The following is a 19,579-nucleotide window of genomic DNA, read 5'->3' as shown; positions in this document are numbered from 1 at the left end:
TGGGAACGATCAGTTCACCACATCAGCGCTGGTGTACGAGTTGGCCTGCCGCATACGTCTGCAACACCGTCCGATCATCCCCCAGCGTCATCAGCACAAACAACGTCTCGGCAATGTTGTTCGCCTGCTTCAAGCGATAGCTGAGCAGCGGCGTGGCGTTGTAATCCAGCACCAAAAAGTCCGCATCGGTGCCCGGCTGCAAGGTGCCGATCTTGTCTTCCAGGCGCAACGCCCGCGCGCCGCCCAAGGTGGCCAGGTACAGCGACTTGAACGGGCTCAACCGCGCACCCTGCAACTGCATGACTTTGTAGGCTTCGTTCAAGGTTTGCAGCAGCGAGAAGCTGGTGCCGCCGCCCACATCGGTGCCCAGGCCCACATTCAACTTGTGCTTTTCAGCCATCGGCAAATTGAACAAGCCGCTGCCGAGGAAAAAGTTCGAGGTTGGGCAGAACGCGACCGCCGAACCCGTCTCGGCCAGCCGCGCGCACTCGTCATCACACAGGTGCACGCCGTGGGCAAACACCGAGCGTTCGCCCAGCAGTTTGTAATGGTCGTACACGTCCAGATAGCCTTTGCGCTCCGGGAACAGCTCCTTCACCCACTCGACTTCCTGCTTGTTCTCACTGATGTGAGTTTGCATGTACAGGTCCGGGTATTCGCCCAACAGTTGACCGGCCAGCGCCAATTGCTCCGGCGTGCTGGTTGGGGCAAAACGCGGCGTGACCGCATAGTGCAAGCGGCCCTTACCGTGCCAGCGCTCGATCAGTGCCTTGCTTTCCTGGTAGCTGGATTCGGCGGTGTCGGTCAGATAGTCCGGCGCATTGCGGTCCATCATCACCTTGCCCGCGATCATGCGCAGGTCGAGTTTCTCGGCCGCTTCAAAGAACGAATTCACCGACTGCGGATGCACACTGCCAAACACCAGCGCGGTGGTGGTGCCATTGCGCAGCAGTTCCTTGATGAAGATATCCGCGACTTCTTCGGCGTGGGCTTTGTCGGCGAACTGGCTTTCACACGGGAAGGTGTAGGTGTTGAGCCAATCCAGCAGTTGCTCGCCGTACGCGCCGACCATGCCGGTTTGCGGCAGGTGGATATGGGTGTCGATCAGGCCGGGGGTGATCAGCGCGTCCTGGTAATGAGTGACATCGATATCGGCGGGCAGGGTCGGCAGCAAGTCGCCGGCATGGCCAACGGCGCTGATCTGACCGTTTTCGATCACCAGCAGGCCGTCTTCGAAATACTCATAGGAGGCTTCGATGCCCACTTCAGCGGGGTCGGCGATGCTGTGCAGGATGGCGGCACGGTAGGCTTTACGTGTCAATGGCATGGTCGTCTCAGTTAGTCGCTTGGCTGCGGCGCGAGGCCGGTAGCAGTTTGGCAATGGGTTCGGCACTCGCGGTGTGCTGGCCGAAATTCGCGTTGTAGGTGGCGATGATTTCGCCGGCGATGGAGATGGCGATCTCCACCGGCAATTTGCCCTTCACCTCGGTGAGGCCCATGGGGCAGCGCATGCGTTGCAGTTGCGCGGCGTCGAAGCCGCGATCACGCAGGCGGTGTTCGAACTTGACCCGTTTGGTCTTCGAACCGATCAGGCCGAAGTAGGCAAAGTCATTACGTTTGAGCAGGGCGGCAGTCAGTTCCAGATCCAGCGCGTGATTGTGGGTCATGACGATGCAGTAACTGCCCACCGGCAGGTCGGCAATTTCGTCGACCGGCTCTTCGCTGACGATCTTACGCACGCCCTGAGGGATATGTTCCGGAAACTCCTGGTCGCGGGAATCGATCCAACGCACCCGGCACGGCAGGCTGGCCAGCAACGGCACCAACGCACGGCCAACATGGCCGGCGCCAAATACCGCGATCTGCGCCTGTACCTGGCCCATGGGCTCGAACAGCAGCACCGTCACGCCGCCGCAGCACTGACCCAGGCTGGCGCCGAGGCTGAAGCGTTCCAGGTGGGTGTTCTGCTGGCCACGCACGAGCATGTCCCGGGCGATCTGCATCGCCTTGTATTCCAAGTGCCCGCCACCAATGGTGTCAAAGGTCTGCGCGGCACTGATGACCATCTTCGAACCGGCATTACGCGGCGTGGAGCCGAGCTCTTCGATGATGGTCACCAGCACGCAGGGTTCACCCCTGTTTTGCAGGTCGGCGAGGGCGCTGATCCAGTTGTTCATAGTCACCTCCAGTCAGATCGTTCCCACGCTCCGCGTGGGAATGCATACCGTGACGCTCTGCGTCACAAGAGCGGACGCAGAGCGTCCAGGGCGGCATTCCCACGCAGAGCGTGGGAACGATCAGTCAGTAAGCTCGGTTTCGGTTTCCACAGCTTTTGCGGCGGTCAACTGCCGCATCTGCTCACAGCCCCACAACACCCGCTCCGGCGTGGCCGGTGCATCGATTTTCGGCTGATGACGATAGTCACCCAGGCTCGCCACGGCATCTTTGATCGCACACCAGGAGGCAATCCCAAGCATAAACGGCGGCTCGCCCACGGCTTTGGAATGGAACACCGTGTCCTCCGGGTTCTTGCGGTTTTCCACCAGCTTCACGCGCAAATCCAGCGGCATGTCGGCAACGGCTGGAATCTTGTAGCTGGCCGGGCCGTTGGTCATCAGCTTGCCCTTGTTGTTCCACACCAGTTCTTCCATGGTCAGCCAGCCCATGCCCTGGATGAAACCGCCTTCCACTTGGCCGATGTCGATGGCCGGGTTCAGCGAGGCGCCGACGTCGTGGAGGATGTCGGTGCGCAGCATTTTGTATTCGCCGGTCAGGGTGTCGACGATCACTTCGCAACACGCCGCGCCGAAGGCGAAGTAGTAGAACGGCCGACCGCGCGACTGGCTGCGGTCGTAGAAGATTTTTGGTGTCTTGTAGAAACCGGTGCTCGACAGCGACACCTGGGCGAAATACGCCTGCTGGATCAACGCCTCAAAGGTCAGGATCTGCTCGCGTACGCGCACATGGCCGTTGTGGAACTCCACGTCCGCTTCACTGACGTCGTACTTGCGTGCGGCAAATTCCACCAAACGTTGCTTGATGATTTCAGCCGCATTCTGCGCGGCCTTACCGTTCAGGTCGGCTCCACTGGAGGCAGCGGTCGGCGAGGTGTTGGGCACCTTGTCGGTGTTGGTGGCGGTGATCTGTACGCGGTCGATTTCCACCTGGAATATTTCAGCCACCACTTGCGCGACCTTGGTATTCAACCCCTGGCCCATCTCGGTGCCGCCATGGTTCAGGTGGATGCTGCCGTCGGTGTAGATATGGATCAGCGCGCCGGCCTGGTTGAGGAAGCTGGCGGTAAACGAAATACCGAACTTCACCGGGGTCAGCGCCAGGCCTTTTTTCAGGATCGGGCTGTGGGCGTTGTACAAGCGAATCGCTTCGCGGCGCTCGGCGTACTGGCTGCTGGCCTCAAGTTCAGCGGTCATCTCTTCGAGCATGTTGTGCTCGACGGTCTGGTAGTAGTGGGTGACGTTACGCTCGGTCTTGCCGTAGTAGTTGGCCTTGCGCACGGCCAGTGTGTCCAGCGCCAAGTGGCGGGCGATGGCGTCCATGACTTCTTCGATGGCGACCATGCCTTGCGGGCCACCGAAGCCACGATAAGCCGTGTTGGATGCGGTGTTGGTCTTGCAGCGATGACCGTTCACCGTGGCGTCGCCCAGGTAATACGAGTTGTCGGAGTGGAACATCGCGCGGTCGACAATCGAGTTCGACAGGTCCGGCGAGCAGCCGCAGTTGCCTGCCAATTCCAGGTTGATCCCGTGCAGGCGGCCCGTGTCGTCAAAGCCCACGTCGTATTCGATATAGAAGGGGTGGCGCTTGCCGGTCATCAGCATGTCTTCGACACGCGGCAGGCGCATCTTGGTCGGCTGGCCAGTGAGGCGCGCGACCACCGCGCACAGGCACGCGGGGCTGGCGGCCTGGGTTTCCTTGCCGCCGAAACCTCCGCCCATGCGGCGCATATCGACGACGATTTTGTTCATCGACACATCCAGCACTTCGGCCACCAGCTTCTGCACTTCGGTGGGGTTTTGCGTGGAGCAGTAGACGATCATGCCGCCGTCTTCGGTGGGCATCACCGAAGAGATCTGGGTTTCCAGGTAGAAGTGTTCCTGGCCGCCGATGTGCAACGTGCCCTGGATACGGTTTTTTGCGGTCGCCAGTGCGGCCGCCGAGTCGCCGCGTTGGTGGGTGTGGCTGTCCAGCACGAAGTGTTTCTTGCGAAAGGCCTCGACCACGTCCAGCACCGGCTCCAGGTCTTCGTATTCGATCACGGCGGCCATTGCCGCTTTACGTGCGGTCTCAAGATCACGGGCAGCGACAGCCAGCACCACCTGGCCGACGAACTGCACAGTGTCGATGGCCAGCAACGGGTCGCCGGGCATCAGCGGGCCGATGTCTTTCAGGCCCGGCACGTCTTCGTGGGTGATGGCGATGCGCACGCCTTCAAAGGCGTAGCAGGGCGCGGTGTCGATGCTGATGATTCTGGCGTGGGCGCGGTCGGACATGCGCGCATACAGGTGCAACTGGTTGGGGAATTCCAGGCGATCATCGATGTACTGTGCTTCACCGGATACGTGCTTGGCGGCGCTGTCATGCTTGACGCTGCGGCCGACGCCGGAGGTCAGGTCCTGGGCGAACAGCTCGGCGAGTTCGGCTTGGGTTTTTACCACGGCGTGATGGTTAGACATATGCGGTCACCCGAGTCTCGATGTGCGGTGTTTGCAGTTCGATAAAGTATTTGCGCAGCAGGTTCTGCGCGCTGAGCAGACGGTATTCCTTGCTGGCGCGGAAGTCCGAGAGCGGGGTGAAGTCTTGTGCCAGGGCGGCGCAGGCTTTTTCCACGGTGGCGGAATTCCAGGTGGCGCCGACCAAAACGGCTTCGCAGCTTTTCGCACGTTTCGGGGTGGCGGCCATGCCTCCGAAGGCAACACGGGCTTCGCTGATCACACCGTTTTCGATCTTCAAGTTGAAGGCGGCGCACACGGCGGAAATATCATCGTCCAAGCGCTTGGAAACCTTGTACGCACGGAACAATGCGTGACCCTTGGGCACGATGATCTTCTCGATGAACTCGCTGTCCTGGCGGGCAGTGACGCGGTAGTCGATGAAGTAGTCTTCCAGTGCCAAGGTGCGGCGGGTATTGCCCTTGCACAGTACGATCTGCGCACCGAGGGCGATCAGCAGCGGCGGCGAATCACCAATCGGCGAGGCATTGCCGATATTGCCGCCGAGGGTGCCCTGGTTGCGGATCTGCAGGGAGGCGAAGCGGTGCAGCAGTTCGCCGAAGTCCGGGTATTCGTGGTGCAGTGCGGTGTAGCAGTCGGAGAGGGCGGTAGCGGCGCCGATTTCCAGGCGGTCGTCGAAGTCTTCGATGCGCTTCATTTCTTCAATATTGCCGACATAGATCATCACCGGCAGCGTGCGGTGAAACTGGGTGACTTCCAGCGCCAGATCAGTGCCGCCGGCCAACAGCCGGGCTTGCGGGTAGGCATCGTAGAGGTCGGCCAGGTCGGCGACGGTCAATGGCACCAGGCAACGTTTGTCGCCGCTGTTGAGTTCACCGGTTTGCGTCGGCGCGATGGCTTTGAGGCGGGCAATGGTCTCGGCCTGGCGGCTGTCGAACTGGTCCTGGGGTTTGTTGCAGCAAGCCTGTTCGGCGGCGGCGAGAATCGGGCGGTAGCCGGTGCAACGGCAGAGGTTGCCGGCCAGGGCTTCATGGGCTTTCTGGCTGTCGGGGGCGTCACTGTTCTTTTGCAGGGCAAACAACGACATCACAAAACCTGGAGTGCAAAAGCCGCATTGCGAGCCGTGGCACTCGACCATGGCTTGTTGCACGCTGTGCAGTTGGCCTTGATGCTTGAGGTCTTCGACGCTGATCAATTGTTTGCCGTGCAGGGACGAGACAAAGGTCAGGCACGAGTTGAGGCTGCGATAACGAATCTGCTCCGCGCCTTGATCATCGGTGTGCAACTCGCCGACCACCACGGTGCACGCGCCGCAGTCGCCGCTGGCGCAGCCTTCTTTGGTACCGGATTTGCCCAGGTGCTCGCGCAAATAGTTGAGCACGGTCACGTTGGGGTCCAGGGCGTGCTCGCTACGGAGTTCCTGGTTAAGTAAAAACTGGATCACGGAAGGCCTCGCAGACTCATTATTGTTGTTAACCGCTTTGCGCCGAATCTAGTCATGTCTGACTTTTCGGTCAATGATTTTCTGACCAGAAGGTCAAGAAATTGCAGTCGCAACACTTTTAATTATGGTCCAGTCTTCTGGAACCGGTGTTTTTGGCGGTTTCTGGGGTTTGCCTGATGCTTGAAAGCTGCTTATTTCATGCCAAATTCGCCACGGTGGGCGTAGCGCCATCAGCGGGCCAATGCGCTACACTGCCGCGCTTGTACCGATAGAAGATTTTGAAGGGAAAACATGACGTTCAAGGCGCCGGACAGTCTCGCCGAGCAAATCGCTCACCACCTCGCCGAACGTATCATTCGCGGCGATCTCAAGCCTGGGGAGCGAATCCAGGAGCAAAAGGTCACGTTGGCACTCAATGTCAGCCGTGGTTCCGTGCGTGAAGCCTTGCTGATCCTCGAGCGTCGCCACCTGATCGCGATCCTGCCGCGCCGTGGCGCCCACGTCACTGAGCTCACCGCGCACAAGGTGCAGAGCCTGTGCACGTTGATGGGCGAGTTGTACATCCAGCTCGGAAATGCGGTTGCCCAGGGTTGGCAAACCCAAGCCGACATGGCGCCGTTTGTGCAAATCCAGCAGCGCCTGGTCAGCAACTTCGAACGCGAGGACATCCGCGCCTTTGTCGAAGAGAGCTTCAGCGTGATGCGTGCTGCGTACCCGTTTGCCAACAACCCGTATTTGCAGGAAACCGTCGAGAACCTGCAACCGGCGATGAACCGCGCCTATTACCTGGCCCTGGATCAGCGCAAGGCGGAGATGAGCGAGTACCTGGCGCTGTTCGAGCAACTGCTCGCTGCCGTGCTGGCCCGTGATCTGGTGCAGATTCGCCAGGTGTTGTCGGCCTATTGCCAGCGCAGTTGCTCGCTGGTTGTCGCTGCGTTGGCGGACGCCTAAACGTGCGGCTCAAGTGCATCAAATTGGCGGGGTTCAAATCCTTCGTCGACCCGACCACGGTGAACTTCCCCAGTAATATGGCGGCAGTGGTCGGGCCCAATGGTTGCGGCAAGTCGAACATTATCGACGCCGTACGTTGGGTGATGGGCGAGAGCTCGGCAAAAAACCTGCGTGGCGAGTCGATGACCGACGTCATCTTCAACGGCTCCACCAGCCGCAAACCCGTGAGCCAGGCAAGCATCGAGCTGGTGTTCGACAACTCCGACGGCACCCTGGTCGGCGAGTACGCGGCCTACGCGGAAATCTCTATCCGCCGCAAAGTGACGCGCGACAGCCAGAACAGCTATTTCCTCAACGGCACCAAGTGCCGTCGCCGGGATATTACCGATATCTTCCTGGGCACTGGCTTGGGCCCGCGTAGCTACTCGATCATCGAGCAGGGCATGATCTCCAAGCTGATCGAAGCCAAGCCCGAAGACCTGCGTAACTTTATCGAAGAAGCGGCCGGCATCTCCAAGTACAAGGAGCGCCGTCGCGAGACCGAAAACCGTATCCGCCGCACCCACGAAAACCTCGCCCGCCTGACCGACCTGCGTGAAGAACTGGAGCGCCAGTTGGAGCGCTTGCACCGCCAGGCCCAGGCCGCCGAGAAGTATCAGGAATACAAGGGCGAAGAGCGCCAACTCAAGGCGCAACTGTCGGCCCTGCGTTGGCAAGCGCTGAATGATCAGGTTGGCCAGCGCGAAGCGATCATCGGCACCCAGGAAATCAGCTTTGAAGCGCTGGTGGCCGAGCAGCGCAATGCCGATGCCAGCATCGAACGCCTGCGCGACGGGCACCATGACCTGTCCGAGCGCTTCAATCTGGTGCAGGGCCGTTTCTATTCGGTGGGCGGCGATATCGCTCGGGTTGAGCAAAGTATCCAGCATGGCCAGCAGCGTCTGCGCCAGTTGCAGGATGACTTGAAAGAGGCCGAGCGCGCGCGCCTGGAGACTGAGTCTCACCTGGGCCATGACCGCACTTTACTGCTGACCCTCGGCGAAGAGCTGGACATGCTCACCCCCGAGCAGGAAGTCACCAGCGCCGCCGCCGAAGAAGCCGCCGCTGCCCTGGAAGAATCCGAAACCACCATGCACGGTTGGCAGGAGCAGTGGGACACGTTCAACCTGCAATCCGCCGAGCCGCGTCGCCAGGCTGAAGTGCAGCAGTCGCGCATTCAGCAGTTGGAAACCAGCATGGAGCGCCTGGCCGAGCGCCAGCGCCGTCTGCAGGAAGAGCGCGTGTTGCTCGCTGCCGACCCGGAAGACGCGGCAATCATGGAACTCAGCGAGCAACTGGCCGAAAGCGAAATGACGCTGGAAGAGCTGGAAGCCAGCGAAGAACAACAAGTGGAGCGCCTGGAGCAACTGCGTCAGCAACTGCAACAGGCGACCCAGGCCCAGCAGCAGGCCCAAGGTGATTTGCAGCGATTAAACGGTCGCTTGGCGTCCCTTGAAGCCTTGCAGCAAGCCGCGCTGGACCCCGGCACCGGCACTGCCGAATGGCTGCGCGACCAGCATTTGGCCGAGCGCCCACGCCTGGCCGAAGGCTTGAAAGTGGAAGCCGGTTGGGAGTTGGCGGTGGAAACCGTTTTGGGCGCTGATTTGCAAGCGGTGCTGGTGGACGATTTTGGCGGCTTCGACCTGGCCGGTTTTGCCCAAGGCGATTTGCGTTTGCTCAGCCCAGCGGCCGATGGCAAGCGAGTGCCAGGCAGTTTGCTGGACAAAGTTGAGGCGGCGATTGATCTGTCGCCGTGGTTGGGCCAGGTCAAACCGGTGGACTCCCTGGAACAAGCCCTGGCCCAGCGCGGTCAGTTGGCGTCTGGCGAAAGCCTGATCAGCCGCGATGGCTACTGGGTCGGCCGGCATTTCCTGCGAGTGCGCCGTGCCAGCGAAGCGGAAAGCGGCGTGTTGGCCCGTGGTCAGGAAATCGTCAACCTGAGCGCCGAGCGTGAAGAGCGCGAAGCCACGCTCGAAGGTCTGGAAACCGAACTGCAAACCCTGCGTGCCACCCAGCGTCAGCAAGAGACTGGTCGCGAACACCTGCGCCGCCTGTTGCAGGACGAGGCGCGCCAGCAAGGCGAATTGAAAGCCCAGCTGTCAGCGAGTAAGGCTAAGGTCGAGCAATTGACCCTGCGCCGCACCCGCCTTGACGAAGAAGTGGCCGAGATGGGCGAGCAGCGTGCCTTGGAGCACGAGCAAATCGGCGAGGCGCGCCTGCAGTTGCAGGACGCTCTCGACAGCATGGCCCTGGACACCGAACAGCGCGAACTGCTGCTGGCCCAGCGCGACAGCCTGCGCGAGCGCTTGGACCGTGTGCGCCACGAAGCCCGTCAGCATAAGGATCACGCCCACCAATTGGCGGTGCGCCTTGGCTCCCTGCGTGCCCAACACGATTCCACGCGCCAGGCCCTTGAGCGCCTGGAGATGCAGTCCGAGCGCCTGACCGAAAAGCGCGAGCAACTGAGCCTCAATCTGGAGGAGGGCGAAGCGCCGCTGGAAGAACTGCGGCTCAAGCTCGAAGAGTTGCTCGACAAGCGCATGACCGTCGACGAAGAGCTCAAGACTGCGCAAATTGCCCTGGAAGATGCCGATCGTGAACTGCGTGATGCAGAAAAACGTCGGACCCAGGCCGAGCAGCAGTCTCAACTGATCCGCGGCCAGCTCGAACAGCAACGCATGGAATGGCAAGCCCTGACCGTGCGCCGCAAAACCCTGCAAGACCAATTGCTGGAAGATGGCTACGACCTGCACGGCGTGCTCAACACATTGACCGCCCAGGCCAACGAGAAAGAAGCAGAGGAAGAACTTGAGCGGATTGCCGCGCGTATTCAGAGGCTCGGTGCGATCAACCTTGCAGCCATCGACGAATACCAGCAACAGTCTGAGCGTAAACGTTATCTGGATGCTCAGAACGCTGACCTGGTGGAAGCCCTGGACACCCTGGAAAACGTGATTCGCAAGATCGACAAAGAAACCCGTAATCGTTTCAAAGATACCTTTGATCAGATTAATGGCGGTTTACAGGCGTTATTCCCGAAAGTTTTCGGTGGGGGCAGCGCTTACTTGGAACTGACGGGCGAAGATCTACTCGATACAGGGGTAACGATCATGGCGCGGCCTCCGGGCAAGAAGAACAGCACCATCCATTTGTTGTCCGGTGGAGAAAAAGCCCTGACCGCTTTGGCGCTGGTATTTGCCATCTTCAAGTTGAACCCGGCGCCGTTCTGCATGCTCGATGAAGTTGACGCCCCGCTGGATGACGCTAACGTTGGACGGTATGCACGACTGGTTAAAGAGATGTCCCAGACGGTGCAGTTCATCTATATCACCCACAACAAGATCGCCATGGAAATGGCCGACCAGTTGATGGGCGTAACGATGCACGAGCCGGGCTGTTCGCGTTTGGTGGCGGTGGATGTCGAAGAAGCGATGGCGATGGTGGAATCCTGAGCCAGGCTTGGGTAGAAATTTTTTAGCGCGCAGCAGGTAGTTTAGCGGTCTGGCGAAAGTGGCAAATGGACATATTTGTTCAAGGCATTTTGACAGACGGTGTAAAGTTATCTTTGGTCGTGCTAGTTTAATGTCAATTTTTCGTATGCGTGGGCAAAACGTCAGTCAGAACATAGAGTTGGCGCCACGTTTTAAAGCGGTTTGCACGGTGCTAAACCCCTTATTTTTCAGCATTTTTTATTAGAGGCACGGGATTACATGGAAATCGGTCTGCGCGAGTGGCTGATCGTCATCGGCATTATTGTCATTGCCGGTATTCTTTTTGATGGCTGGCGCCGCATGCGCGGTGGCAAGGGCAAGCTTAAATTCCGTCTGGACCGTAACCTGTCCAACTTGCCTGACGACGACGGCAGCGCCGAGCTGCTGGGGCCGCCCCGTGTGCTGGATAACCATAAAGAACCGCAACTGGACGAGCATGACTTGCCGTCGATGAGCGCGCCGGTGCGTGAAGCTCGCGAGCCATCCTCCAAGCGTGGCAAACGTGCTAGCGCTCCTGTTGCTGAGCCGCATCAGGGTGACCTGAACCTCGACGTCGACGACGGCCCGAGCTTCAGCAGCCGCGATGATGATTTTCCCGATGAGACCCCGGCCAAAAGCAGCGCGCCGCGCCAATCGGTGAACGATCAGCCAGCCGCTGAAGAAGTGTTGGTGATCAGCGTGATCTGCCGCGACGCCGCCGGCTTCAAAGGTCCGGCACTGTTGCAGAACATTCTGGAAAGCGGCCTGCGCTTTGGCGAGATGGATATTTTCCACCGTCACGAAAGCATGGCGGGTAACGGCGAAGTGCTGTTCTCGATGGCCAACGCGGTCAAGCCCGGCACCTTTGATCTGGACGATATCGACCTGTTCAGCACGCCGGCCGTGAGCTTCTTCCTCGGCCTGCCAGGCCCGCGTCACCCGAAACAAGCGTTCGACGTGATGGTGGCCGCAGCCCGCAAGCTGTCCCAGGAACTGAACGGCGAGCTCAAGGATGACCAACGCAGTGTCCTGACCGCCCAGACCATCGAACACTACCGTCAGCGCATCGTCGAGTTCGAGCGTCGCGCCCTGACACAGAAACGCTGAGGTTCGATCTTAAGCGTTGTCTGTAGAATCCGTGCACTAACATATTGAGCAGCTTCGGCTGCTCTTTTGCTTTATGAGAGAACACCCATGACCGCCGCCCACACCCGCATCCTCGAACTGCGCGCTGAACTGGATCAGCACAACTACCGTTACCACGTCCTCGACGAGCCGAGCATTCCGGACGCCGAGTACGACCGGTTGTTCCACGAGCTCAAGGCCCTGGAGGCTGAGCATCCGGATTTGGTCACGCGTGATTCCCCGACGCAGCGGGTTGGCAGTGCGGCGTTGTCGGCGTTCACACAGGTGAAGCACGAGATTCCAATGCTCAGCCTGGGCAACGCCTTTGATGAAACCACCATGCTTGAGTTTGATCGCCGGGTCACCGAAGGTCTCGACCTGCCGGTGGGTGATCTGTTTGGCGGTGGCGCGACGGTGGAATACAGCTGCGAGCCGAAGCTGGACGGCCTGGCGGTCAGCCTGCTGTATCAGGACGGCGAGCTGGTACGCGGCGCCACCCGAGGCGACGGCACTACTGGCGAAGACATCAGCGTCAATGTGCGCACCGTGCGCAATATCCCGTTGAAGCTGCACGGCAGCGGCTGGCCGGCGACCCTGGAAGTGCGCGGCGAAGTGTTTATGTCCAAGGCCGGTTTCGAGCGGCTGAATGCCTCGCAACTGGAAGTCGGCGGCAAGACCTTCGCCAACCCGCGCAACGCCGCTGCCGGCAGCCTGCGCCAATTGGACTCGAAGATTACCGCGAGCCGCCCACTGGAATTCTGCTGCTACGGCGTGACCACGGATATCAGCGACACCCATATCGGCAACCTGCAGCAGTTGCAGAAGTGGGGCATGCCGATTAGCCACGAGCTGAAACTGGCCAAGGGCATTCAGGATTGCCTGGACTACTACCGCGATATCGGCGAGCGGCGTAACAGCCTGCCGTATGAGATCGATGGCGTGGTGTTCAAGGTCAACAGCATCGCCTCCCAGCGTGAACTGGGCTTCCGCGCCCGCGAGCCGCGCTGGGCGATAGCGCATAAATTCCCGGCCATGGAAGAGCTGACCGAACTGCTCGACGTGGAATTCCAGGTCGGCCGCACCGGCGCCGTGACCCCGGTGGCGCGCTTGAAACCGGTCAAGGTCGCTGGTGTGACCGTGTCCAACGCCACTTTGCACAACATGGATGAGGTGGCGCGTTTGGGTGTGATGATCGGCGACACCGTGATCATCCGCCGCGCCGGTGATGTGATCCCGCAGGTGGTCTCGGTGGTGCTTGAGCGCCGCCCGGAAACCGCCCGCGCAGTGCCAATCCCCGAGACCTGCCCGGTGTGCGGTTCCCATGTGGAGCGCACGCAACTGGTCAAGCGCAGCAAGGGCAAGGAAACCGTCAGCGAAGGCGCGGTGTACCGCTGCGTCGGGCGATTGGCCTGTGGCGCACAGCTCAAGCAGGCGATTATCCATTTTGTTTCACGCCGGGCCATGGACATCGACGGCCTGGGCGACAAGACCATCGAGCAGTTGGTGGATGAAAAACTCATCGGTTCGCCGGCGGATCTCTACACGCTCAAGTACGAACAGATCATTGACCTGGAAGGCTTTGCCGATATCTCCAGCAAGAAACTGATCACTGCCATCGAAAACAGCAAGACCCCGACATTGGCGCGGTTTATCTACGCCTTGGGGATTCCCGATGTAGGCGAGGAGACCGCCAAGGTGCTGGCGCGCTCGCTGGCGTCCCTGGAGCGCGTACAGAAAGCTTTGCCGGAGGTGCTGACGTACTTGCCGGACGTGGGCCTGGAAGTGGCGCACGAGATCCACAGCTTCTTTGAAGACAGCCACAACCAGGAAGTGATTGGTGCGCTGTTGTCGCCGGATGAATGCGGCCTGCAATTGCAGGATCAGGGCGACCTGAGCGCCGAGTTCGCCGCCAGCACCACTTTGGGTGGCTTACTCGACAAGTTGCACGTGCCCAGTGTAGGGCCGGGCGCTGCGCAGAAGCTCGCGGATAAATTCGGCTCTTTGGAGGGCGTGATCAAGGCCGACTGGCTCGATATGCGCCAGGCACTGCCTGAGAAGCAGGCCAAGGCCGTGCGAGACTTTTTCGATAACGCCGACAATGCCACCCATGCCCTGGCCATCGAGCAGCAGCTCAAGGACTTCGGCATGCACTGGCAGAGCGAGAAGAAGGTGGTCGAAGGCTTGCCGGAAGCCGGGCACACCTGGGTGCTGACCGGCTCCCTGGAGCTGATGAGTCGTGATGTCGCCAAGGAAAAACTGGAAAGCCTCGGTGCCAAGGTGGCGGGTTCCGTCTCGGCGAAAACCCACTGCGTGGTGGCCGGGCCGGGCGCCGGTTCGAAATTGGCCAAGGCCAGCGAGTTGGGCCTGAAAGTGCTGGATGAAGAGGCGTTTGTCGTCTTCCTCGCCAAGCACAACATCACGGTCTGATTTGAACTGAACGATCTCTCCCTGGCGATGCTCAGAGTTTCTACGCGCGCCGTAGCAGCTGTCGAGCGCCAGCGAGGCTGCGTTGAGGGCGATGCGGTACAGAGCCTGGCGCAAAGTAGGGGGTGTTGGCAACGCAGCCTCGCTAAAGCTCGACAGCTGCTACGGAATATTTTTGGTGTTCAAGACAGGGAGAGACGGCCATGTTCCGCTATTTTGAGCAGCTCAGTTCACGCATCGCCGCACCGTTCACGGCAGGCTCGTCTCGCGACAGCAAGGTGTGGCAGTGCCGTTGCGGCCAATCCCTGTTCTTTCGTAACAGCCAGTGCCTGGCCTGCCAGGCATTGCTGGGCTACCAACCCCAGCAAAGTCGACTCGCCTCCCTGCAACCTGGCCCCGTCGTCGGCACTTGGTTACAAGACGACAACCTCGACGCCGGCGCCTTCCGCCTCTGCGCCAATCTCGATACCCCGGCCGCTTGCAACTGGTTGATTCCCGCCCACAGCACCGCGCCGTTATGCGTGGCGTGCAGCCTCAATCGCACCATCCCCGACCTGTCGATCCCGGAAAACCCCGAGCGCTGGCGCAAGGTCGAAACCGCCAAGCGTCGACTGGTGGCGCAACTGATCAGCCTGGGCCTGCAAGTGGTGCCCAAACGCGCCGACGAAGACACCGGCCTGGCTTTCGACTTTGTCGGCATCGACCTGGAAGGCAACGCACCCATGACGGGCCATGCCAATGGCCTGATTACCCTCGATATCAAAGAAGCCGATGACGCTCACCGCGAAAAGGTCCGGGTACAGATGCGCGAACCCTATCGCACCTTGCTCGGTCACTTTCGTCACGAAGTTGGCCATTACTACTGGGATCGGCTGATCACCAACAGCCACTGGCTCGAACCCTTTCGCAACTTGTTCGGCGACGAGCGCGCCAGTTACGCCGATGCACTCGACCAGCATTACCAGAACGGCCCGCGCCCCGACTGGCAGCAAACCAGCGTCAGCGCCTACGCCACCATGCACCCCTGGGAAGACTGGGCCGAAACCTGGGCCCACTACCTGCACATGATGGACGCCGTCGACACCGCGCTGGGTTTCGGCATGAGCGCCCGCGAGATGGACCTGGATTACCAGCCATTTCCCCTCAGCACGCTCTACGACCCCGAGCACCCCGGTGGCACGGCGTTCCTGTCGTTCGTTAACGCCTGGATCGAACTGGCCGGCATGCTTAACGAACTGTCGCGCAGCATGGGCCAGCCGGATTTCTATCCCTTTGTGTTGCCACCAGCGGTGATCGCCAAGTTGCACTTCATTCACTTGGTGATCCAGGAAGAAGGGGGCAGGGCGGATGAGGCCGTGATTTTGTAGGGGCACAAGTGCTTGAACCCCTTCATTTTTTTTATCCGGAACCAACGGTTGTAACTTCCGATGAGATCGGTACAATGGCGCGGCTTGCCGAGAGGCAGGCGTCGTTATGGTGACCCCATCGGTCCCCCCGCAACGATTACCCGTGAACCTGGTCAGAGCCGGAAGGCAGCAGCCACAGCGGGAACATTGTGTGCCGGGGTGTGGCTGGTGGGGTTGCCTCCATAACGCTCTTTCTTGCAGTAACCCTCTTCCTGTTTCAAATCAAAAATATTTTATTCGGTCATCTGCCCATTTTTGCGCAGCGATGACGGCTTTGTGCTGGACAACGCCAGGCCGCCTGCTAGCGTCAATCATGCAAACGACCCCAGTGCTGGAGTAGTGAAGAAGTGATGGCACTCATTTCCTTAACAAGGATGATTGCCATGACCAGCCCTCAAGGTTTACCGCTTTCTATCAAGGCTTCAGTCGGCACGCCAGGCAAGGCTATTAACGACCCTGCCGACGTTCGATACATTCAACGGCTGTTCAATTTGATCAGGTCCACGTCCGATCTGCCCCTGCTGGAGGACGGCAAGTCCGGCCCCAAATTGGTCCAGCGCATCACCGCGTATCAGACTGCTCGCCTCAAGGCCAAAAGCCCCGACGGTGTGATTGATGCTAATGGCCAGACGTTCAGAAACCTGGTTGAAGATGCAGGCAAGGTAAACCCGGGTACCCAGGCGCCAACCCAGGCTGAGAAAGACCAACAGCAATTGGTAACAGAGGCCACGTGCGACGGCCACGAGACGCTGACCGACGCGGACTTCAAGAACGCCGCAACCCTCCTGGGCAATGGTATCCCGGTGAATCTCATCAGGGCGTTCGCCACCGTGGAGTCTGGTGGACGTTCCGGATTCGGGCCCGCCAAGTTTCCAGTGATCGCGTATGAGCGGCATATCTTTTACAAGTACACCCAACCAAAGTACGAAACGGCTTATCCCAACCTGTCAGCCCCCTATTCGGCAAAGGCCGACGCGCAATGGAAGATCAATAACAAAGATCAAGCCACGGCGTGGCAGACCCTACGCGCTGCCTACACTCTGAATCCCGAAGCCGCGTTGAAGTCGGCATCCTATGGCATGTTCCAAATCATGGGTTTCAACTACGCCGCCTGCGGATTCAAGGACGTATTCGTTTTTGTCGCCGCGATGAAGCTCAATGCGGGCGAGCAATTGCAGGCATTCGTCAGCTTCTGCAAGCAGAACCCGGCCTTGATCAAAGCCATGAAAAATAAGGATTACGTGGGTATGGCGCGCAACTATAACGGGGCGGATTTCGGCAACTACGACAAGCGAATCCAAAAAGAATATGAGGCGCTGGAGAAGAAAAAATAACAGCGACGCGACGACTCCCCATTTATTGCCAACATTGATAGCTGTCTCACAGCTATCAATGTGCCCACTGGACAAGCCAAAACCAACTTGTTAGCTTCCGCCAGCCACTTGTTTCAAGGTATAACAAGTGTGTCGAATTGATATTGAAGTGCCATCACTTCTTTAACTAACAAGGATGTCTGTAATGAAAAACCTGCAAGGGTTATCCCGACTTATCAGTGCATCGGTCGGCGCGCCCGGTAAAGCGCGCAACTTGCCCGCTGATGTTCAGTGCATCCAATATTTATTCAATCTGATCATTCCCAAGATGGGTTTTCCACTGGCCGAAAACGGCAAGTGCGATGGCCAGTTGGTGCAGTGCATCAGCCAATACCAGTTCCGTCATCTCAAGTATGCGCACCCCGATGGCGTGATTGATCCCACCGGTCGCACCTTCAACAGCCTGATCGAAGAGGCGGTGAAAGTGCCGGTGAAGGCGTTTCCGACAATGCGCATTCCGAGCTTTCTGAACGTGTTCGGTAATAACAACGGCGACGCGGTACAGGCCACGGTCAATGTGTACCTGGACCGCATGCGTGCGATGGTCGAGGCCGAGCGGCGTAACCGGCAATTGATGCTGCAGGCCACGTGCGATGGGGGCATGACCCTCACCGATACCGACTTCCAGAGCGCCGCCACGCAATTGGGTAGCGGCATTTCGGTGAATATCATCAAGGCGTTCGCTACCGTGGAGTCCGGTGGACGCTCTGGTTTCGGGCCTGCCAAGTTGCCGGTGATTGCCTTTGAAGGGCACCTGTTTCGCAAGTACACCAAGCACATCTACGACCAGGCGCACCCGCTGCTGTCGTACCCTTACGTGAAAAAGGCCGGGCCGCAGTGGCAGGCCAATAACAAGGATCAGACCAAGGCCTGGGAAACCATGGCCACGGCGTTTGCCCTGGATCAGGAAGCCGCGTTGATGTCGGCGTCCTGGGGCATGTTTCAGATCATGGGGTTCAACTTCACTTCCTGCGGTTACAAGACGGTGTTTGAATTCGCTGCGGCATTAAAGATCAATGCCGGTAATCAACTAAAGGCATTCCTGGGCTTTTGCAGCCAGAGCCCGGCGTTGATCAAGGCTATGAAAGATAAAGATTATGTCGCCATGGCGCGCAACTATAACGGCAAGGATTACGGCGACTACGACAGCCGTATCAAAAAAGCCTACGAAGCACTTGAAGGGAAAAAATAAGATGACGCGTTTTCTAGCGATGGGTGTGTTGTCGTTGTGTGCCGTGGCGCCTGCATTTGCCGACAGTGCCGCACTGCATTCGGGCAAGTACGAAGGGCTGATGCTGGCGGTGACGCCTGAGCATCAAGTCGAAGGTTATTACTCGGAAGAAATGGGCGAGGGCGTAACCCGCAGTTGCACGTTCTACCTGCAAGGCAAGCCTGAAGCACTTACCACCTGGCTCGACGCCGCCTACCCCGGCAGCGTGGCGCCTTCGTCCGATGGCGTGACCCTGACTGTAGAGCAGGGGCGCCAGCATCCCGGTTGTATCAGTGTGTTGATGCCGGAAATTGCTACCGGCCTGGACCTGACCCAGACCGCCAACAAACAATGGATTGGCCTGGTGACGGTGTCCGCCGATAAGGCTTACCTGCTGAAAAAGCCCGGTGCCGATGCGGCCAAGCGTCCGTATATCGTCAAGGATGATGTGGTCGGAGTGCTGGCCTTCAAGGATGGCTGGGCCCAGGTCGAGTTCACCAATGCCAAGGATCGTTCGTTCACCGGCTGGATCAGCCAGGACCAGTACGCGCGCTTGGCGGCACCAAAAGCTGATTAGCCAAACGTCTCCCGCAATAGCCCGGCGAATGCATCTCTAGCCAGATGCCGCTGGGTATCCTTGTGCCAGAACAGCAAGTTGTCCACGGCCTGCAATTCCTCGAACCGGTACGATGCCAACTGATTGGCCTGCTCATAGCGGGCCAGGATGCCCTCCGGCGCCAATGCCACGCCAATCCCCGCGCTTACACACCCGATAATGGTGCCCCAACTGGCATAGCTGGCGATGCTCGGCTTGAAGTCATAGGGCTTGACCCAGTTTTCCAGCGCTGCGCGATAAGGGCAGCCGGGCGGCCAGACCAACAAGGTGCGCCCGGCTAAATCCTTGGCACTATGGATCGGGTCGCTGGACGCGCTGGCGATCAGCACCAGGCGCTCGCTGTAGACCACGCTGTGCTCGAGCTTGACGCGCTTGTTACCTGCGGCCACCAGCGCCACATCGAGGCGATGGTGTTGCAGGTCGTCCAGCAACTGCGCCCAGGTGCCGGTCACCAGCTCCAGGCTGACATCCGGGTAGCGGCGGTGGTATTCGGCCAGCAGCGGCGGCAGGCGGCCGCTGGCGCTGGACTCCACGGCGCCGATGCGCAAGGTGCCACGAGGAATTGCATTGGCATCTACCGCGCGTTTGGATTCGTCCACCAATGCCAGGATGCGCTCGCAGTAATCCAGGAAGATCTCACCGGCGGCACTGATGGCCAGCCCACGGCCCGCACGAATAAACAACGGAGTGCCCAACTCGCTTTCCAACTGCTTGATGCGCGTGGTGATGTTGGACGGCACGCAGTGCAATTGCAGGGCGGCCTGGGCCACGCTGCCGGTTTGCGCCACGGCTCGCACCATTTTCAGTTGGGCCAGTTCCATTGCTCAGTT

Annotated in this window: 13 protein-coding genes and 1 other RNA gene; 9 read left to right on the top strand and 5 right to left on the bottom strand. The window is 59.6% G+C overall.

All coding sequences use genetic code 11. The features are described from left to right. Window positions 1-22: 22 nt before the first annotated feature. The 4 genes from guaD to xdhA form a co-directional block, all read right to left on the bottom strand. Complete coding sequence (guaD, locus tag BFL40_RS05770) at window positions 23-1,327, bottom strand: guanine deaminase (protein ID WP_071483040.1); 1,305 nt, start codon at window positions 1,325-1,327, stop codon at window positions 23-25. Between the two features lie 7 nt (window positions 1,328-1,334). Beyond that, window positions 1,335-2,177 (bottom strand): xanthine dehydrogenase accessory protein XdhC, encoded by an 843-nt coding sequence (xdhC, locus tag BFL40_RS05765; RefSeq protein WP_071483039.1) that lies wholly within the window; start codon window positions 2,175-2,177, stop codon window positions 1,335-1,337. A gap of 120 nt (window positions 2,178-2,297) precedes the next feature. After that, complete coding sequence (gene xdhB, locus BFL40_RS05760) at window positions 2,298-4,694, bottom strand: xanthine dehydrogenase molybdopterin binding subunit (protein ID WP_071483038.1); 2,397 nt, start codon at window positions 4,692-4,694, stop codon at window positions 2,298-2,300. After that, complete coding sequence (gene xdhA / locus BFL40_RS05755) at window positions 4,687-6,135, bottom strand: xanthine dehydrogenase small subunit (protein ID WP_071483037.1); 1,449 nt, start codon at window positions 6,133-6,135, stop codon at window positions 4,687-4,689. The genes xdhB and xdhA overlap by 8 nt, the downstream gene beginning before the upstream one ends. 291 nt (window positions 6,136-6,426) lie before the next feature. Between xdhA and BFL40_RS05750 the strand changes: the two genes are divergently transcribed. The 9 genes from BFL40_RS05750 (at window position 6,427) to BFL40_RS05710 (ending at window position 18,710) form a co-directional block, all read left to right on the top strand. Next, a complete protein-coding gene (locus BFL40_RS05750; RefSeq protein WP_071483036.1) occupies window positions 6,427-7,086 on the top strand; it encodes a GntR family transcriptional regulator in 660 nt (219 codons plus the stop codon). A gap of 2 nt (window positions 7,087-7,088) precedes the next feature. Continuing rightward, window positions 7,089-10,577 (top strand): chromosome segregation protein SMC, encoded by a 3,489-nt coding sequence (gene smc / locus BFL40_RS05745; RefSeq protein ID WP_071483035.1) that lies wholly within the window; start codon window positions 7,089-7,091, stop codon window positions 10,575-10,577. 258 nt (window positions 10,578-10,835) lie between these two features. Continuing rightward, window positions 10,836-11,702, top strand: coding sequence for a cell division protein ZipA (zipA, locus tag BFL40_RS05740; protein ID WP_071483034.1), 867 nt, complete (start codon window positions 10,836-10,838; stop codon window positions 11,700-11,702). An 87-nt stretch (window positions 11,703-11,789) separates the two neighbouring features. Further along, window positions 11,790-14,147: an NAD-dependent DNA ligase LigA gene (ligA, locus tag BFL40_RS05735; protein WP_071483033.1), complete on the top strand. Its 2,358-nt coding sequence runs from the start codon at window positions 11,790-11,792 to the stop codon at window positions 14,145-14,147. A gap of 200 nt (window positions 14,148-14,347) precedes the next feature. Further along, entirely contained in the window at window positions 14,348-15,511 is a 1,164-nt protein-coding gene (locus BFL40_RS05730) for a zinc-binding metallopeptidase family protein (RefSeq protein WP_071483032.1), read from the top strand. 116 nt (window positions 15,512-15,627) lie between these two features. Next, window positions 15,628-15,724, top strand: an RNA gene (gene ffs, locus BFL40_RS05725) — signal recognition particle sRNA small type. Window positions 15,725-15,933: 209 nt separating this feature from the next. Continuing rightward, window positions 15,934-16,884: an N-acetylmuramidase family protein gene (locus BFL40_RS05720; protein WP_071483031.1), complete on the top strand. Its 951-nt coding sequence runs from the start codon at window positions 15,934-15,936 to the stop codon at window positions 16,882-16,884. Between the two features lie 184 nt (window positions 16,885-17,068). After that, window positions 17,069-18,115 carry an N-acetylmuramidase family protein gene (locus tag BFL40_RS05715; protein WP_071483030.1) on the top strand — a complete coding sequence of 349 codons (1,047 nt, stop codon included), beginning with the start codon at window positions 17,069-17,071 and terminating at the stop codon, window positions 18,113-18,115. 1 nt (window position 18,116) lies between these two features. Further along, entirely contained in the window at window positions 18,117-18,710 is a 594-nt protein-coding gene (locus tag BFL40_RS05710) for an SH3 domain-containing protein (protein WP_071483029.1), read from the top strand. Here the strand turns inward: BFL40_RS05710 and BFL40_RS05705 are convergent. Further along, entirely contained in the window at window positions 18,707-19,570 is an 864-nt protein-coding gene (locus tag BFL40_RS05705) for a LysR family transcriptional regulator (RefSeq protein ID WP_071483028.1), read from the bottom strand. The genes BFL40_RS05710 and BFL40_RS05705 overlap by 4 nt on opposite strands. Window positions 19,571-19,579 lie beyond the last annotated feature (9 nt).

The sequence above is a fragment of the Pseudomonas costantinii genome, assembly GCF_001870435.1.
Taxonomy (GTDB): domain Bacteria; phylum Pseudomonadota; class Gammaproteobacteria; order Pseudomonadales; family Pseudomonadaceae; genus Aquipseudomonas; species Aquipseudomonas costantinii.
The sequence above is the reverse complement of the archived record's forward strand: the minus strand, read 5'-3'. Positions and strand labels throughout refer to the sequence as shown.

What these genes read in the sequence shown, in the direction of transcription:
- guaD (WP_071483040.1), bottom strand. Translation starts at nt 1,327, where the DNA reads ATGCCATTGACACGTAAAGCCTACCGTGCCGCCATCCTGCACAGCATC.
- xdhC (WP_071483039.1), bottom strand. Translation starts at nt 2,177, where the DNA reads ATGAACAACTGGATCAGCGCCCTCGCCGACCTGCAAAACAGGGGTGAA.
- xdhB (WP_071483038.1), bottom strand. Translation starts at nt 4,694, where the DNA reads ATGTCTAACCATCACGCCGTGGTAAAAACCCAAGCCGAACTCGCCGAG.
- BFL40_RS05750 (WP_071483036.1), top strand. Translation starts at nt 6,427, where the DNA reads ATGACGTTCAAGGCGCCGGACAGTCTCGCCGAGCAAATCGCTCACCAC.
- zipA (WP_071483034.1), top strand. Translation starts at nt 10,836, where the DNA reads ATGGAAATCGGTCTGCGCGAGTGGCTGATCGTCATCGGCATTATTGTC.
- ligA (WP_071483033.1), top strand. Translation starts at nt 11,790, where the DNA reads ATGACCGCCGCCCACACCCGCATCCTCGAACTGCGCGCTGAACTGGAT.
- BFL40_RS05730 (WP_071483032.1), top strand. Translation starts at nt 14,348, where the DNA reads ATGTTCCGCTATTTTGAGCAGCTCAGTTCACGCATCGCCGCACCGTTC.
- BFL40_RS05720 (WP_071483031.1), top strand. Translation starts at nt 15,934, where the DNA reads ATGACCAGCCCTCAAGGTTTACCGCTTTCTATCAAGGCTTCAGTCGGC.
- BFL40_RS05715 (WP_071483030.1), top strand. Translation starts at nt 17,069, where the DNA reads ATGAAAAACCTGCAAGGGTTATCCCGACTTATCAGTGCATCGGTCGGC.
- BFL40_RS05710 (WP_071483029.1), top strand. Translation starts at nt 18,117, where the DNA reads ATGACGCGTTTTCTAGCGATGGGTGTGTTGTCGTTGTGTGCCGTGGCG.
- BFL40_RS05705 (WP_071483028.1), bottom strand. Translation starts at nt 19,570, where the DNA reads ATGGAACTGGCCCAACTGAAAATGGTGCGAGCCGTGGCGCAAACCGGC.